The sequence below is a fragment of the Halopseudomonas litoralis genome (assembly GCF_900105005.1).
Classification (GTDB): Bacteria; Pseudomonadota; Gammaproteobacteria; order Pseudomonadales; family Pseudomonadaceae; genus Halopseudomonas; species Halopseudomonas litoralis.
Window position 1 is genome coordinate 1089260 of the sequence record NZ_LT629748.1, and the last position, 16412, is coordinate 1105671.

At 59.9% G+C, this 16412-nt stretch carries 11 protein-coding genes; 5 read left to right on the top strand and 6 right to left on the bottom strand.

Annotated features, from left to right (window positions below; all coding sequences use genetic code 11):
- Window positions 1-8: 8 nt before the first annotated feature.
- Window positions 9-1106: a winged helix-turn-helix domain-containing protein gene (locus BLU11_RS05405; RefSeq protein ID WP_090272407.1), complete on the bottom strand. Its 1098-nt coding sequence runs from the start codon at window positions 1104-1106 to the stop codon at window positions 9-11.
- Between the two features lie 225 nt (window positions 1107-1331).
- On the opposite strand from BLU11_RS05405, the gene BLU11_RS05410 reads away from it, so the two are divergent.
- Window positions 1332-2318: an ATP-grasp fold amidoligase family protein gene (locus BLU11_RS05410; protein ID WP_157718564.1), complete on the top strand. Its 987-nt coding sequence runs from the start codon at window positions 1332-1334 to the stop codon at window positions 2316-2318.
- A 2-nt stretch (window positions 2319-2320) separates the two neighbouring features.
- Entirely contained in the window at window positions 2321-4396 is a 2076-nt protein-coding gene (locus BLU11_RS05415) for an acyltransferase family protein (protein WP_090272409.1), read from the top strand.
- Between the two features lie 74 nt (window positions 4397-4470).
- Here the strand turns inward: BLU11_RS05415 and glmS are convergent, their stop codons facing one another.
- Together glmS and BLU11_RS05425 are read right to left on the bottom strand one after the other, a co-directional pair.
- A complete protein-coding gene (glmS, locus tag BLU11_RS05420; protein WP_090272410.1) occupies window positions 4471-6297 on the bottom strand; it encodes a glutamine--fructose-6-phosphate transaminase (isomerizing) in 1827 nt (608 codons plus the stop codon).
- Window positions 6298-6351: 54 nt separating this feature from the next.
- Entirely contained in the window at window positions 6352-7914 is a 1563-nt protein-coding gene (locus tag BLU11_RS05425; protein WP_090272411.1) for a methyl-accepting chemotaxis protein, read from the bottom strand.
- A gap of 133 nt (window positions 7915-8047) precedes the next feature.
- On the opposite strand from BLU11_RS05425, the gene acnA reads away from it, so the two are divergent.
- Window positions 8048-10783: an aconitate hydratase AcnA gene (gene acnA / locus BLU11_RS05430; RefSeq protein WP_090272412.1), complete on the top strand. Its 2736-nt coding sequence runs from the start codon at window positions 8048-8050 to the stop codon at window positions 10781-10783.
- 341 nt (window positions 10784-11124) lie between these two features.
- Here acnA and BLU11_RS05435 read toward each other — a convergent pair whose 3' ends face one another.
- Window positions 11125-12957 carry an ABC transporter ATP-binding protein gene (locus BLU11_RS05435; RefSeq protein ID WP_090272413.1) on the bottom strand — a complete coding sequence of 611 codons (1833 nt, stop codon included), beginning with the start codon at window positions 12955-12957 and terminating at the stop codon, window positions 11125-11127.
- Window positions 12958-13145: 188 nt separating this feature from the next.
- Here BLU11_RS05435 and BLU11_RS05440 point away from each other — a divergent pair, with 188 nt between their 5' ends.
- Window positions 13146-13928, top strand: a complete 783-nt coding sequence (locus BLU11_RS05440; protein WP_090272414.1) for a spermidine synthase — start codon at window positions 13146-13148, stop codon at window positions 13926-13928.
- A 3-nt stretch (window positions 13929-13931) separates the two neighbouring features.
- On the opposite strand, the gene BLU11_RS05445 is transcribed toward BLU11_RS05440, so the two are convergent.
- Together BLU11_RS05445 and BLU11_RS05450 are read right to left on the bottom strand one after the other, a co-directional pair.
- Entirely contained in the window at window positions 13932-14423 is a 492-nt protein-coding gene (locus tag BLU11_RS05445) for a SprT family zinc-dependent metalloprotease (protein ID WP_090272415.1), read from the bottom strand.
- Window positions 14424-14505: 82 nt separating this feature from the next.
- Window positions 14506-14973, bottom strand: a complete 468-nt coding sequence (locus BLU11_RS05450; RefSeq protein ID WP_090272416.1) for a flavodoxin family protein — start codon at window positions 14971-14973, stop codon at window positions 14506-14508.
- 137 nt (window positions 14974-15110) lie between these two features.
- Between BLU11_RS05450 and BLU11_RS05455 the strand changes: the two genes are divergently transcribed.
- A complete protein-coding gene (locus tag BLU11_RS05455; RefSeq protein WP_090272417.1) occupies window positions 15111-16409 on the top strand; it encodes an MFS transporter in 1299 nt (432 codons plus the stop codon).
- Window positions 16410-16412: the final 3 nt, after the last annotated feature.

Genomic DNA, 16412 nt, shown 5'->3' on the forward strand with positions numbered 1-16412 from the left:
AGGCTTCGTTACTGTCGGAGCATGTTTTCCAAAGCCACAGTCCAGGTTTCAGGCTTTTGGTGATGTCCGATGCGGTGGGTGTACAGGGGTAAAACCAATTCTTCCACAGACCCCGGCCGCAGGGATGGGCAGGAGTGCGTGGCTGCTTCGATAGTATGCTGGATCGATCTGTTGGTAATGTCTTGTCGCCAGTCAGGAAGCAGGGGTCGAGAAAAATCCGAGGTCACTATCTGATACAGAAGAATACCCAGCGAATAGATATCACTGCGCTGGGATATTCCGCCGTTGCGGTAGGTTTCCGGGGCCCGATAGAAGCAGTGGCAGCTGCTGTGGTGTTCTGCAAGGGCGGGATCCATCAGGGTGTTGCTCGGCGTGGTGATGCGAATCTTGCCTTCCTCGGAAACGATCAGATTGGCCGGTTGCAGAAATGAATGGACCTTGCCCTTGACATGCTGCACGGACACTTCTTTTGCCACACTCATGAACAGGTGGAGACGTTGTTCCAGGGGCATGACATCCAGGTGGTGTTGCCCGGCCCAGGCTTCCAGGCTGGCACCTCCTGATGGGTGGAACGCAGGCGCGCCCGGCTCTGAGTGTGCTTGTGCCTCATATGTCACTCCATCGGTGCCGAGGTCGCCAGACGGGTGCAGGGAAATCACATCCAGATGATGATAGGCGACGGGCGGCGGCATGATACGGGCGCGAGTAAACAGCGAGGTGTTCATGGCTGCACGCGAATGCGATGGAATGATGTCGCAATCGGGCTCGGCTTCCATTTTTCTTACCGGTCCCTTGATGCGGTAGCCGACTCTGGGAATGGTGATCAGTTGCAGGGCGTTATCCCCCAGCGCCTTGCGCAGCTTGGCCATGGCGTTTGCCAACACATTATCGACAGTAACCCGGCCGCCCCAGACGGACTGCAGCAACTCCCGCTTGGTAACCACTTGATCAGCGTGCTCAAGAATTTTTGCCAACAATGACAATGGCCTGCGTTCGATAGCTACAACAATTCCATCAATTTGCAGCTCGAACTTTGCTTCATCGAATTCCGCTGTACCGAAGAAGTATCGGTACAGCCTGGCGGGTCGTTTGTGCTGTGAATCCATATGCTGTCTCCTTGCTGCAAGCATCACGCAGGGTATTAAGGCAGAAGTTCGATGAATGCGCTGTGTACGTTAGTCATTCGTTATTGATCGGTTACGGCCGGCGTTACTGATTCGTGAAGGCATGCCGGCTGGTTTCATGCCTGAATGGATCGGGTAAACGGGTACAGGCAATCCTGCAGTTGCCGCGCCGACGCAGGTGTATCCTCATTTGATTGGGGTGAAAATATGGACATTATTCGCAAGCGTGCTGACAAGGTGCCCCAAAAGGCGCAATCGTCGTTGGCTGAGTCAGTTGTCGGTCTGCTTCCGGAATGGGTGGAGTACCAGCTTCGGTACCTGAAGAGACATGGGACCTTATGCAATTTCAATCACCCGAAAAAGTTGTCGGAAAAGTTGCACTACCGGATGCGGTATCCATTACCCCAATTCTCCCATCTGGCGGATAAGGTCCTGGCTAGAGAGTATATTCGAGATATTCTGGGCGAGAACTTTAACGTCCCGCTCTACACGGCAGTGGAATGGATAACTGCGTCACACTTTGAAAATTTACCCGACAGTTTTGTAATGAAGACCAATAACAGCAGTGGGTCGGTTCGTATTGTCTTCGACAAATCCCGGGAAGATATCGGCGAACTGGTCGCCTTGGGTAACTCCTGGCTGCGGGAGGATTTTTCCAAACGTCGCGGGGAGCGGCATTACAAGGCGATCCGCCCTCAGGTTCTGTTCGAGAAGGCCTTGCTGACACCCGATGGGCCACCAGCAGATTACAAGGTGCACGTGTTCAATTCGGCGGAGGGGAACAGTTATCTGTTTCTGCAGGTCATCAATGGCCGCTTTGGCCGGATGACCCAGAACCTGTTCTCGGAGGATTGGCGCGACCTGCCCTTTCGGCTCGGCGACACCCTGCCTCCCAGTAACGACCCATTTATCACCATGGCGCCGACCAATCTGGGCGAGATACTTGATGCAGCCAGGCGGCTGGCGCAACCTTTCGGCTATTGCCGGGTGGATATGTACCTCTTTGAAGGGTGTATCTACATCGGCGAAATCACCTTTACACCAGGCGCAGGGGCTTTCAAGTTGCACCCGGCAGAATGGGATCTGAAATTGGGCACGTTGTTTCGCTGGCCGGAGATACCGATGCCGGCAATGGCTGGCGCCGCAAAGGAGCGCGCCAGTCATTTTCATGATGCGTTGAACGAGCTGGGGTGAACATGGAAAAGCACAACAATGGCGCGGAGGTTGCAGGCGGATCGTTTCGCGGCGATATAGAAGGGCTGCGGGCACTTGCGGCTTTGCTGGTGGCGATCTTCCATATCTGGATGAACAAGGTATCCGGTGGGGTGGATGTGTTCTTCGTGGTCTCCGGGTATCTGATCACGCTTTCGTTGCTGAGACAGCATGAACAAGAGGGCAGGGTGCGCCCAGTGATCTTCTGGGCTGGCCTTGCAAGACGGCTGTTGCCGTCTGCACTGCTGGTGATCGCTGCGGTGCTGGTGGGTACCTGGTTGCTGTTGCCACGCTCATTATGGATGTCATCGATGAAGGAAAGTCTGGCGGCCATGTTCTATCTGGAAAACTGGCTGCTGGCGCTGAATTCGGTGGATTATCTGGCGCGCGACAATCTGCCCAGCCCGGTGCAACATTATTGGGCGCTATCGGCGCAGGGACAGTTCTATGCCCTGTGGCCGTTCGTGATCATGCTGGCGCTGTGTGTGAGCAGTTGGCTGGCGATGAGTCGTCGTCGCGCGTTGTTGCTGACCTTTGCAGGTGTTTTCATTGTCTCGTTGATGTTTTCGGTGATGCATACGGCGGCAAATCAGACCTTCGCTTACTTCAACACCTTTGCCCGGGTCTGGCAGTTTGCCCTCGGCGGGCTGATGGCGGTCACGCCCTGGGTTGCGGTCGATCGTGATATTCGGCGGTTGATGGGTTGGCTGGGGCTGGCGGCGGTTATCAGTTGTGGCTTCGTGCTGGATGTATCGCTGAGCTTTCCGGGTTATGCGGCTTTGTGGCCGTCACTGGGGGCGGCACTGGTGCTGGCTGCCGGGGCGGATACGGTTTCTGGCAGTGCGCGGGCGTTACTGTCGGCCCGGCCGCTACTCTGGCTGGGTGGCATCAGTTACGCCTTCTATCTCTGGCACTGGCCGGTGATGATCTTCCTGCGCGCTACCTTTGGCGAGCTGGCAGTCGCCTGGTATGGCGGTGTGGCCATCATGTTACTGTCCCTGTTGCTGGCTTATGGCACCACGCGGCTGGTCGAGACGCCGCTTCGGGCGCAGCTTGGCCGGCGCTCACCTGGTTTTGCCTATGCCGCGGCGGTGGTGGCGGTGGCGCCTTTGGTGCTGGTGATACTGTTATGGCGCAATGACGTTCGTGAGATGACCGAAGACTACCGCGTGCCGGACATAGTGGATGCCACACGCTATCCCGGTGCCCGGGCGCTGGCGGAAGCAGATTTGCAGCATGCGGCGGCGGATGGCGACATCATTCCCGAGCCGTTCATGGCCAGCAGGGATGTGCCCAAGCCTTATCGGGAAGGGTGTCATCAGAACCTGTACGGCACGGAGGCGACACCCTGCAATTACGGCCACGCGGATGGCGCGCTGACGATTGCGGTGGCTGGCAGCTCCCACGCTACCCATTGGGTGCCCGCACTGGATGATCTCGCCGAGCAGCGGCATTGGCGATTGGTGAGCTATACCAAGAACGGTTGCCGGTTTACTGCTTTGGCAGATGAGTCACCGGACAACCGGGAGAATTCCTGTGCGCTGTGGAATGACAACGTGCTGGAGGCCATTGAGCAGTTGGAGCCGGATTTCGTTTTCACTACTGGAACGGTAGCGGCGACCGACACCCGGCCTGAACATATGCCCGAGGGTTATGTCCAGCAATGGCAGAAGCTGGGCGCCATGGGGCGGAAGATCCTTGCCGTACGCGATACGCCTTTCATGGGTTTTCACGTACCCACCTGCGTGGACATGAACGGTGCAGATTCACCCCTTTGCTCGCGTCCGCGAGACGCTGCGCTGGAGCCGGCGCTGGCCTTGGATCAACTGAGCAGGACGGGCGAGCATGTTCACTTCATTGATATGAGCAACTATTTCTGCACTGTCGATATCTGCCCGGCAGTGGCTGGCAACATATTGATATACAAAGATAAAAGTCATATATCAACGGTGTATATGAAGTCGCTGAGCAGCTTCCTGGCGCAAGCGATCGATAGGGCAATGCAGCCGCGTACTGATCGCCGCCTTGCCGAACGCCACGAAACAACACTGGGTTTATAGAAGAGCGCCGCACAGGTTGCCAGTCCGGGACGCTTTGCGTCCCGGACTTATTGAAGTGCTGCAGGTTCGGGGGTTTATTCCACCGTCACCGACTTGGCCAGGTTTCTGGGTTTGTCGACGTCGGTGCCTTTGACCAGTGCTACGTGATAGCTGAGCAGTTGCAGCGGAATGGTGTAGAGGATAGGGGAAATCACCTCATCGACTTGCGGCAGGCTGATGGTTTCGCTGTCGTTGCCAGGCTGCTCAATGGTTTCACAGGCGAAGGTGATCAGCTGGCCGCCGCGGGCGCGGACTTCCTCCAGATTGGACTTGAGCTTTTCCAGCAAGCTGTCGCTGGGGGCGACGCTGACCACCGGCATGTCTTCGTCCACCAGCGCCAATGGCCCATGCTTGAGCTCGCCGGCGGCGTAGGCTTCGGCGTGGATGTAGGAGGTTTCCTTGAGCTTGAGCGCACCTTCCATGGCAATCGGATAATGCGGTCCGCGACCGAGGAAGAGGGCGTGGTGCTTGTTGGCGAAGCGTTCGGCCAGGGTGGTGATGGCCGGCTCCAGCGCCAGGACCTGGGTGACCAATGCCGGCAACTGGCGCAGGGCGGCAACGTTGTCGGCGACTCGCTGAGCTGATGCCCCGCGTACCTGGATCAGCGCGGTGGTCAGCCACAGCAGTGCCACCAGTTGGGTGGTGAAGGCCTTGGTCGAGGCGACGCCGATCTCGGGGCCGGCGTGGGTCAGCAGACGCCAATCGGCTTCGCGCACCAGCGAGCTGCCGGCGACGTTGCAGATTGCCAGGCTGGCGAGGTAACCCTGGTCCTTGGCAACGCGCAGGGCGGCCAGGGTGTCGGCGGTTTCACCCGACTGGGAGAGGGTGATCAGCAGCGTATTGGCGGGCACCACGACGGTGCGATAGCGGTATTCGCTCGCCACTTCGACCTGACAGGGCAGGCCGGCCTGGGATTCAATCCAGTAACGCGCGACCAGACCGGCATGATAGCTGGTGCCACAGGCGACGATATGGATGTTCTGCACAGTCGCCAGGCGCGTTTCCGCATCCGGGCCGAGAATCGCTGTCAGCACATGATCATCACCGAGTGTGCCGCTGAGGGTATTGTTGATGGCCTCGGGCTGCTCGAAGATTTCCTTGAGCATGTAATGCCGGTATTCGCCTTTGTCCAGGCTCAGCGCAGCATGCTCGTAGCGTTTTATCGGGCGCTCGACAACGCGGTGCTCAGCATCCCAGATCTCGCATTGGCTGACGGTCAGACGGGCGTGATCGCCTTCGTCCAGATAGCGGAAGCGGTCGGTGACCTGCAGCAGCGCCAGCGGGTCGGAGGCTATATAGGATTCGCCGCTGCCTTCGCCGATGACCAGCGGGCTGCCCATGCGTGCGCAATACAGGTTCTGCGGTTCATCCTCGTGGATCAGCGCCAGCGCGTAAGCGCCATGCAGTTCGCCGAGAGTGCTGCGAAAGGCCTGCAACAAATCACGGCTCTGGCTGTAATGCCAGGCAATCAGGTGTGCGACGACTTCGGTATCGGTCTCCGAGGTGAATACGTAGCCCAGGTCGGTCAGTTTGCGGCGCAGCGGCGAGTGGTTCTCGATGATGCCGTTGTGCACGATCGCCAGTCCCTTGGAGATATGCGGGTGAGCATTGTGCTCGGCGGGTTTGCCATGGGTTGCCCAACGGGTATGGGCAATGCCCAGCGGCCCCTTGGCTGGGGTGGCATCGAGGGCGCGCTCCAGTTCGATTACCTTGCCGGTGGCGCGCACCCGTTGAATGCCGGTGTCTTCGGCAAACACCGCAACGCCGGCCGAATCATAGCCTCGATATTCGAGCCGGTGCAGGCCTTCGAGCAGGATGGAGGTGATATTACGCTGGGCGATTGCGCCGACGATTCCGCACATGGCAGGGATTCCTTTTCGCAAAGATCGCAGTGTATCACCGCTTCTGCTGTCTGATTACCGGCGATTGAAGCGCTCCACCAGGTCGCTCTGGTGCGTCGCCGTGGCGGCCAGTTCCAGATTGAGTTCGGTACTGCGGCGCGCCTGGGTTGCGGTCTGGTCGGACAGCGCGGCGATGTTGGTGATGTTGTGGTTGATTTCCTCGACCACGGCACCTTGCTCTTCGGCAGCGCTGGCGATCTGGCCGGTCATGTCACTGACCTGCCCGATGGCCCGGCGGATATTAGTCAGCGCATCGTCGACCTGCGTCACCTGGGCGACACCCAGATCCGCCTGCTCGCTACCGGCATGCATGGTGCTGACCGCACGACCGGTGGCTTGCTGCAGGTTGGCGATCAGTCCATGGATCTGTTCAGTTGCATCGGCGGTACGCTTGGCCAGGGCGCGGACTTCGTCCGCCACCACGGCAAAGCCGCGACCCTGTTCTCCGGCGCGGGCGGCTTCGATGGCAGCATTGAGCGCCAACAGGTTGGTCTGTGCAGCGATACTCTGGATCACGTCCACCACGGTGCCGATTTCCTGGGCGTCGTCTGCCAGCTGCGAGGCCAGGGTTGCCGCAGAACCGACCGAGGCGGAGAGCATCTCGATAGCATCGCGGGCCTGACCCGCCAGCATGCTGCCCTGTTCGGTCTGTTGATGGGCGCTGTTGGCGGCATCTGCAGCGCGGTGGACATTGCTCGCAACTTCCTGGGTGGCGGCGGACATTTCATTGATGGCGGTGGCCACCATGTCGGTTTCGTTGCGCTGGCGCTCCAGCTGTTCACTGCTGCTTTTTGATAGATTGCTGACATCCTGGGCCTGACGCCGCAGTACCCGTGTACCGTCGGCAACCCGGGTGATGCAGGTTCGCAATTGAGCCTGCTGGCTGTTCAGGGCCATCTCCAACTGACCGAGCGGCCCGGAGTGATCGGTGTACATCTGCGCCAAAAAGGGATCGCTGATGGTGTTTTCCGCGCCCTCGGTCACCATGCGCAACAGAGTACGGTCGCGCACTTTTTTCAGCACGAAGCCGGCAGGGCCAGCGATCGCTGCGGCCGGCAATAGCCCCCAGGGCCCGAGAAAATGCACGGCCAGCCCGCCGAGCACACTCAGCAGCGCGGCGGGCAGCAGAACCTGCAGCAGGGCGGCCCAGTCGAAGGGAAGAGCCTTCTTGCCCGCGTTGAGCTGGGCAAAAAGGCGCGTGGCACGCGCTACCTGCTCGGGAGTGGTCTTGGTGCGTACGGACTCGAAGCCGACGAGCTGGTCGTTCTCGCGAATCGGCGTGATAAAGGCATTGACCCAGTAATGGTCGCCATTCTTGCAGCGGTTCTTGACGATACCCATCCAGCTGTGGCCCTGCTTGAGGTCATTCCACAGATGGGTATAGACCGCGTGGGGCATGTCGGGGTGGCGGACGATATTATGCGCCTGGCCGATCAGCTCCTCGCGGGTAAAGCCAGAGATATCGATGAATTCATCGTTGCAGTAAGTGATTACGCCTTTAAGGTTGGTGGTGGAGATCAGTCGCTGGTCGGAGCTGAATGTTCTTTCCCGCTGGGTAACGGGCAGGTTTTTGCGCATGGGTTTTCCTGGAGCCTCGTGGAGACGGTTCGCAATTGTTCTTTTATGTAGGCTATTCTCAAGGCTATCGACCGAACCGCCGGGTTCTTGAATGACTCGTCGGTATTGAGTATTTCCAAGAGGAGGCACCTTGATGTCATCGATCAACAGTTTGCAGACCCTGAGCAGTCTACAGGTAGGTGGCAGAACCTATCAGTATCATTCCTTGCCTAAGGCAGGAGAACTGTTGGGTGAAATCAACAGGTTGCCGGTGTCATTGAAGGTATTGCTGGAGAATCTGCTGCGTCATGAGGACGGTGATACCGTCACGCGAGAGGACATCCAGGCGATGGCTGACTGGATGATCAATCGGCATTCGGATCGGGAAATCCAGTACCGGCCGGCGCGGGTGCTGATGCAGGATTTCACTGGCGTACCGGCCGTGGTGGATCTCGCGGCCATGCGCGATGCGGTGGCGCGGGCCGGCGGTGACCCGCAGCGCATCAACCCGCTGTCGCCAGTGGACCTGGTGATCGACCACTCGGTGATGGTGGATCATTTCGGCGATGCTGCGGCGTTTCAGGGTAACGTGGCGATGGAGATCCAGCGTAACGGTGAGCGCTATGCCTTTCTCCGTTGGGGACAGAAGGCCTTCAACAACTTCCGAGTGGTACCGCCGGGTACCGGTATCTGCCACCAGGTGAATCTGGAATATCTGGCGCAGAGCGTCTGGGCAGCGGAGGTTGACGGCCAGAGCTGGGCCTACCCGGATACCCTGGTGGGCACTGATTCGCATACCACCATGGTCAACGGTCTGGGGGTATTGGGTTGGGGCGTCGGCGGTATCGAGGCCGAAGCGGCGATGCTCGGGCAGCCGGTGTCGATGCTGATTCCCGAAGTGGTGGGCTTCAAGCTGACCGGCAAGCTGCGCGAAGGCATGACCGCCACGGATCTGGTACTGACCGTGACGCAGATGTTGCGCAAGCACGGTGTAGTGGGCAAGTTCGTTGAATTCTACGGTGATGGTCTGGCCGATCTGCCACTGGCTGATCGCGCGACCATTGCCAACATGGCGCCGGAATACGGTGCCACCTGCGGTTTCTTCCCGATTGATGAGATTACGCTCGGCTATCTGCGCCTGACCGGACGGCCCGCGGAAGTGGTCGAGCGGGTGGAAGCCTACAGCAAGGCGCAGGGAATGTGGCGTGAACCGGGGCATGAGCCGGTGTTCACCGACACCTTGCATCTGGACATGAATGAAGTGGAGCCGAGTCTGGCCGGGCCGCGCCGACCCCAGGATCGCGTGCGGCTGTCCGATGTGCCCAAGGCATTTGATGAGCTGCTGGCACTGCAGACTTCTGCTGTACGCGATGTGGAACGCCTGGAAGATGAAGGCGGTGGTGGAACCGCTGTCGGCGGGCCGAGCGCTGAAGTGTGCGTGACGATTGATGGCGAAGAACATGTGCTGAAGAACGGGGCAGTCGTCATCGCGGCGATTACTTCCTGCACCAACACCTCCAACCCCAGTGTGATGATGGCGGCCGGGCTGCTGGCCAGGAAGGCCATTGAACGTGGCATCCAGCGCAAGCCCTGGGTGAAGTCGTCATTGGCGCCGGGGTCCAAGGTGGTGACCGATTATCTTGAGCGTGCGGGACTGACGCCCTATCTCGACCAGTTGGGCTTCAACCTGGTCGGTTATGGCTGCACTACCTGTATCGGCAACTCCGGTCCGTTGCCGGAACCGATCAGCCATGCGATCAGCGAGCATGATCTGGTGGTGTCGGCGGTGTTGTCGGGCAACCGCAACTTTGAAGGACGGGTGCATCAGCAGGTCAAGGCCAACTGGCTGGCGTCGCCGCCGCTGGTGGTGGCCTATGCATTGGCCGGAGACAGTCGGCTCGACCTGCAGGAAGAACCGCTGGGGTTGGATCGGGATAACAAGCCGGTATACCTGCGCGACCTGTGGCCGTCCAACGCCGAAATCGCCGAGGCGGTGGCCCTGGTGGAAGACAGCATGTTTCGCAGTCGTTACGCCGATGTGTTCACCGGTGACGAACACTGGCAGTCGATCGCTGTGAGTGGCGGCGATACCTATAACTGGGACGGCCAGTCGACCTACGTGCAGAATCCGCCATATTTCGAGCGGATCGACCAGCCGATAGAGCCCTTGCAGCCGATTCATCAGGCGCGTGTGTTGGCGGTGTTCGGCGATTCGATCACCACCGACCACATTTCTCCGGCGGGTAATATCAAGTCCAGCTCGCCTGCAGGTGAGTACCTGCAGCGGCTGGGTGTGAAGCCGGAGGACTTCAACTCCTATGGTTCGCGGCGTGGCAACCATGAAGTGATGATGCGCGGGACCTTCGCCAATATCCGTATTCGCAACCGCATGCTGGGTGGTGAGGAGGGCGGTTTGACCATCCACACGCCCAGTAGTGAGCGTATGTCGATCTATGATGCGGCCATGCGTTATCAGCAAGAAGGCACGCCGCTGGTGGTGCTGGCGGGCAAGGAGTACGGCACCGGTTCAAGCCGCGACTGGGCGGCCAAGGGCACCAATCTGTTGGGCGTCAAGGCGGTGATTGCCGAGAGCTTCGAGCGTATTCACCGCTCCAACCTGGTTGGCATGGGTGTGCTGCCGCTGCAGTTTGTAAACGGCCAGAATGCGCCGACCCTGCAGCTGGACGGACATGAGGTGCTGGATATCCCGGGCATCGACGATAACCTGCGACCGGGACAGATACTCAAGATCAAGGCCACCCGCAGCAACGGTCAGCAGATCGAGTTCGAAGTGGTGTGCCGGATCGATACCAGCAATGAAGTGGACTATTTCAAGGCAGGAGGGATTCTGCACTACGTGTTGCGGGAGTTGTTGGCGGAGGGGAAGTAGCAGAAGCGTCCAAGCCCGCCACCTGCACGGCGTGAAAAACGGGGCGGGGAGCATCCCACATGCATTCCCACGCAGGAGCATGAGAACGATCGGGGGGGCGTGGTGGGGTGGCGCTCTGAGTGCAGGTGGGCGCGGAGCTTCCCCCAACCGATGGTTCCCACGCTCCAGCGTGGTAACCGCGCCGTGGACGCTCCAGCGTCCGGACCTGCCGCCTGCACGGCGTGAAAACCGGGACGCAGAGCGTCCCACATGCATTCCCACGCAGGAGCATGGGAACGATCAGGTCTGAGGCCAGCCTCGATATTCGATGGCTTGCTCTGCGTGAGAACCGGTGCCTGGTTTCAGCACTCCTCCCCAATAAACCCACCCGACTGCCTGGCCCATAGCTGGGCATACAGGCCGCCCTGGCTGACCAGTTCGGCGTGGCTACCATCTTCAACGATACGTCCCTGATCCATGACGATCAGTCGGTCCATTTCGGCGATGGTGGACAGGCGGTGGGCGATGGCGATGACGGTTTTGCCTTGCATCAGGGTGTTCAGGTTTTCCTGAATCGCGGCTTCGACTTCAGAGTCCAGCGCCGAGGTGGCTTCGTCGAGAATCAGGATGGGCGCGTCCTTGAGCATGACGCGGGCGATGGCGATGCGTTGACGCTGGCCGCCGGAGAGTTTCACGCCGCGTTCGCCGACATGAGCATCATAGCCGCGGCGGCCCCTGGCATCACTGAGTCCGGGGATGAAGCTGTCCGAATGGGCGTCGCGTGCAGCTTGCTTCATCATTTCTTCGGTCGCGTCGGGACGGCCATAGAGAATGTTGTCGCGGACCGAGCGATGCAACAGCGAGGTATCCTGGGTCACCATGCCGATATGCTCGCGCAGGGAATCCTGACTGACCTCGGCGATATTCTGCCCGTCAATGAGAATCCGTCCACCCTCGACGTCATAGAAGCGCAGCAGCAGATTCACCAGGGTGGATTTACCAGCACCGGAGCGGCCGACCAGGCCGATTTTTTCGCCGGGGCGGATGTGCAGGTGCAGGTCATCCATCACGCCCTCACCCTTGCCGTAATGAAAGCGCACGTGATCGAAACGGATCTCGCCCTGGGCGACTTCCAGTCGGCGCGCGTCGGGCGCATCCTTGACCAGTTGCGGGCGGGAGATGGAGTTGATGCCGTCCTGCACCGTGCCGACGTTCTCGAACAGCGCCGATATCTCCCACATGATCCACTGCGACATGCCCCACAGCCGCAGGACCAGGCCCACGGCAACTGCCACGGCGCCCACGCTGATACTGCCCTGCAACCACAGCCAGATCGCCAGCCCGGTAGCGCTCGCCAGCAGCATGCCGTTGAGCACATAGAGCGAGACGTTGACCAGGGTGACCAGCCGCATCTGGCGATAGACGGTGTCCATGAAGCCGGTCATGCCTTCACGGGCATGGGTGGCCTCGCGGCGGGCGTGGGAGAACAGTTTCACCGTCTGGATGTTGGTGTAACTGTCGACCACGCTGCCGGTCATTACCGAGCGGGCGTCGGCCTGGGCTTCGGCGACCTTGCCCAGCCGCGGGATGAAATAGCGCATCATCAACACGTAGCCCGCCAGCCAGGCGAGCATGGGCCCCATCAATCGCCAGTCCGCCAGACCCACCACCAGCAAAGTGCCGAGAAAGTACACCACCACATAGTTGAGTACGTCGATCAGCTTGATCACGCATTCGCGCACGGCGAGGGCGGTCTGCATCATCTTGGTGGCAATACGGCCGGCAAACTCATCCTGATAGAAGGCCATCGACTGCTTGAGCAGATAACGGTGTACCAGCCAGCGGATGCGCATCGGGTAGTTGCCCATCAGCGTCTGATAGCTGAACAGCGAGTTGGTCAGGATCAGCAACGGCAGCAGCCCCATGACCACCAGGAACATGCCGGTAAGCTTCCAGCCTTCGTTCTGCAGGAAGGTGCTGCGGTTCTGATTGGACAGCCAATCGACAATGTTACCGAGGAAACTGAACAGCCAGACCTCGGTGATCGCGATGCTGGCCATGAGCAGGGCGGCGATGATCAGGAATGGCCAGGAACCCCTGGTGTAATGCAGACAGAACGCCAGCAGGGTACCGGGTGGCTCGGAGGGTTCCTGTGCGGGGAAAGGGTCTAGACGTCGTTCAAACCAGCGGAACATGGGAGCAGCCTGTGAGAAACAGCAAAGGCCGCGCATTATGCGCGCTGAGGGGAGGGTCGCTCAAGTGTGGTGGCGTCTGGTTGTGGTGTCCAGGAGACTTTCCCGGAGCTGTGCTCCACAATGCAGTGAATAATTCAGGGCATAGGTGATCCATGACCTGGTGGAGCATGTTGTTGGGAAGAGTGTTGATGACTGATCGTGAAATCCTGGTGGACAAGCGCCGCGACAATTATGGCACGCTGCGCGTCACCGAGAATCGGGAAGGTTATCGCTTCCTCTATTTTGGCGAGCAGACCGAGCAGAGCTGTGTCTTCATAACAGACCCCGCCTGGCTGGAATATGACTACACCCGGGCCATGCTGTTGGGCACATTCTGGTGTGGCCGCGAGGCGGATATGACTCTGCTGGGCTTGGGCGGCGGGGCCTTGGCCAACTGTCTGGTACGGCATTTTGCCCCGCATACTGTGAGCGCGGTCGAGTTGCGCGGCGAGGTGTTGGCGATGGCCCGGGAATGGCTGGGTTTGTCGGATGACCCGCAGCTGCAGGTCAGCATCGGTTGTGCCGAGAAGCATGTTGCCGCAGCGCCGGCCAGCTGCGACCTGTTGTTTGTCGATCTTTATATGGAAGGCGGACTGTCGCGGCTGCAGTTGCAGGCGGAGTTTTTCCGTCATTGCCAGCAGGCGCTGCGCCCCGGCGGCGTGCTGGTGATCAACCAGTGGCAGATGGGTGATACCGGTTTGCCTTACGCTGCGCCATTGCTGAGGGACCTGTTTGGTGATGATTATCTGCAGGTACAGGTCGAAGAGGGCAATATCATCCTGTTCATTCCTGCGGCGGGCGATCCACCGCTGACGCTGGACCGGTCAGTGATGACTGACTGGGCGGCAGCGTTGGAGCCGGCGCTGGGCTATGCGCTCAAGCCATATATCAATGACCTGTGCCGTGCGAGGGACAACCCCGGTCCTCTTTGAGGATCAGCCTGTGGTGAGTTGCTGTCCGGTGAAGTGCAGCAGGTTTGTGCAGCGCCGGCACTGATACTGGCGCCCACGGCGCACCAGCGCATGGCGCTGAGGCGTGAAGGGGATGCCGTCGGGGCAACCGCAGCGGTATAGGTAGCGGGTCGTACGCCGTTGCGGGACGGCGTAATAATGGCAGCGGTTGGCGGGCAGGCCGAACAGGCCGGTCATCAGTGTCTGCCATTCACGTCCATGCGGACGGATGCGACCGCCGTGCAGGGCATGGGCTATCAGGTGGGCCGCCTCGTGGGGCACGGTCTGCAGCAGGAAATCATGGAGGTTATCCCGGTACATCTGGGCATTGAACCGTAACAGGTTGCGGTTCAGGTAGGCGACGCCGGCCTTCTGACCGCGCAGGTCGAGAGTGACGCTGGGGCGCTCGAAGGGTCTGGCGAAATGCTGTTCGGCGAGCTGGTAGCAATGTTCAAGGCGGTGCAGTATCTGGTTCATGCGGCATTATAGAGGCATGGACCAGCCGGTTGGTAGAGGTCTGAGCGGTTGCGGGTGAGTGTGGTGTAGCGCGGGATCGCTTTCAGAATATCCCGCTATCCAGCCCCGCGGCCATGTACAGGCCCAACTCTTCGGCATCCTCGATAAAGCGCTCCTGCCATTCGCCGCGCAGTACCAGAGGATCGCGGGCCCAGGTCCAGCGCAGGCCGGTGATGATGCTTTCCACGGCGCGGCGGGTGCCGGTGCCGTCCATGCCGGCGCGGATGTAGAGCGCGCAGGGCAAACCTTGTTTTTCTTCCAGCACCGGGTAGTAGCAGCGGTCGAAGAAGTCCTTCAGCGCGCCGCTCATGTAGCCGAGATTTTCCGTGGTGCCGAGGATGATGGCGTCAGCCTGCAATACGTCGTCCGGGGTGGCCTGCAGCGGAGCTACCCAGCGGGTGTCAACGTTTTCGATATCGGGACTGGCCGCCCCGCGCAGCAGGGCATCCACCAGTTTTTGCGTATTGTCCGATGGGGCATGGGCGACCACCAACAGGCGTTTTTTTGGCATGGTTTTTCTCCTTGTGACAACTGGGGCTGGGTGCTCTGCGTCAGTGTAGGCGTTTGGGCTGTTGATTGGCGAGATGCGCAATCCTGATATAGGTTGGTTAGGAGGTTTCTCAAATATCAATCAGATCAGAGGCTTGCATGCTGCGGATTGTGACAACCATCAGTGCGCTGTTGGCCGGTATCGCCCTGCTGTTGATGGGATCCGGCTTGCTCAATACCCTGGTGCCGCTGCGCGGCGCGACCGAAGGATTTTCCGACCAGACCCTGGGCCTGTTCGGGTCCGCCTATTTTGCCGGTTTCATGCTGGGCACCTGGTTGTGCCCCAAGCTGATCCGGCGCATGGGGCATATTCGCGCTTTCGCCTTCTTCGCCTCGGCCACGGCGGGGTGCATCATCCTGCATGTGATCCATGTCGACATGCTGTTCTGGCTGCTGCTGCGCCTGGTTACCGGTACGGTGTTGGTCGGCGTGTATACCTCGATTGAAAGCTGGCTGAACACCGGGGCGCCCAAGGAGCGTCGGGCACGGGTGTTTGCGGTGTATATGGCGGTCAATCTCGGTGCGCTGGCATTGTCTCAGCAACTGCTGCAGATGGACAATCCGCTGGCCAACCTGATGTTCGGCATAGCGGGCTTCTTCGTTATCATCGCGATCATGCCGGTGGTGGCGACACGGCTGCCGCAGCCGGAAATCGTAGAGACCACCACGCTGTCGCTCAAGGCGCTATGGCGCGCTGCACCGGCGGCCTGTGCCGGCGCGATGTTGTCGGGATTGGCAATGGGTGGTTTCTGGGGGCTGGGCGCGCTTTACGCAGGCCGTGTGGGGATGGATACCGGGCAGATCGCCAGTTTCATGTCGCTGGTGATCGTCGCCGGGGCGTTGTTTCAATGGCCGATGGGCGTTCTGTCGGATCGGATTGATCGGCGTCTGGCACTGGTGATCGTTGCCGGTATTGCCGCCGTTGGTGGCTTGCTGATGGCATTGCTGGGCAGCTCCGGTATCTGGTTATTAGTGGGCGCGGCGATATTCGGCGCAGGTTCGTTTTCGGTTTATCCGACGGTGGTGGCGCACTTGATCGACCATCTGCGCAAGGAGGAAGTGCTGTCTGGCAATGCCGGACTGCTGATGTTGCAGGGTGTCGGCTCGGCAATTGGCCCGGCCCTGGCCGGCTGGCTGATGGGCATCACCTCAATGCTGATGCTGCCACTGTACTTCGCGGTAATGTTTGCTGCCAGCGCGCTGTTCAGCCTGCTGAGCTGGCGTGATAACCATGATCGGATTGTCGAGGAACCTGCTCACCAGATCAGCATGATGGGCACCTCGCCTGAAGCACTGGAAATGGTGGTGGACGAGCAGAAACCGGACGAAACGCCGGTGGAGGAGGAAATGGCCGATCCGGTGAACACCGAAGCGGGCGATGGAAATTTCGCCCGCTGATGG

Coding starts and splice junctions, on each gene's coding strand:
- BLU11_RS05440 (WP_090272414.1), top strand. CDS start 13,146: ATGACTGATCGTGAAATCCTGGTGGACAAGCGCCGCGACAATTATGGC.
- BLU11_RS05455 (WP_090272417.1), top strand. CDS start 15,111: ATGCTGCGGATTGTGACAACCATCAGTGCGCTGTTGGCCGGTATCGCC.
- acnA (WP_090272412.1), top strand. CDS start 8,048: ATGTCATCGATCAACAGTTTGCAGACCCTGAGCAGTCTACAGGTAGGT.
- BLU11_RS05445 (WP_090272415.1), bottom strand. CDS start 14,423: ATGAACCAGATACTGCACCGCCTTGAACATTGCTACCAGCTCGCCGAA.
- BLU11_RS05405 (WP_090272407.1), bottom strand. CDS start 1,106: ATGGATTCACAGCACAAACGACCCGCCAGGCTGTACCGATACTTCTTC.
- glmS (WP_090272410.1), bottom strand. CDS start 6,297: ATGTGCGGAATCGTCGGCGCAATCGCCCAGCGTAATATCACCTCCATC.
- BLU11_RS05410 (WP_157718564.1), top strand. CDS start 1,332: ATGGACATTATTCGCAAGCGTGCTGACAAGGTGCCCCAAAAGGCGCAA.
- BLU11_RS05435 (WP_090272413.1), bottom strand. CDS start 12,957: ATGTTCCGCTGGTTTGAACGACGTCTAGACCCTTTCCCCGCACAGGAA.
- BLU11_RS05415 (WP_090272409.1), top strand. CDS start 2,321: ATGGAAAAGCACAACAATGGCGCGGAGGTTGCAGGCGGATCGTTTCGC.
- BLU11_RS05425 (WP_090272411.1), bottom strand. CDS start 7,914: ATGCGCAAAAACCTGCCCGTTACCCAGCGGGAAAGAACATTCAGCTCC.
- BLU11_RS05450 (WP_090272416.1), bottom strand. CDS start 14,973: ATGCCAAAAAAACGCCTGTTGGTGGTCGCCCATGCCCCATCGGACAAT.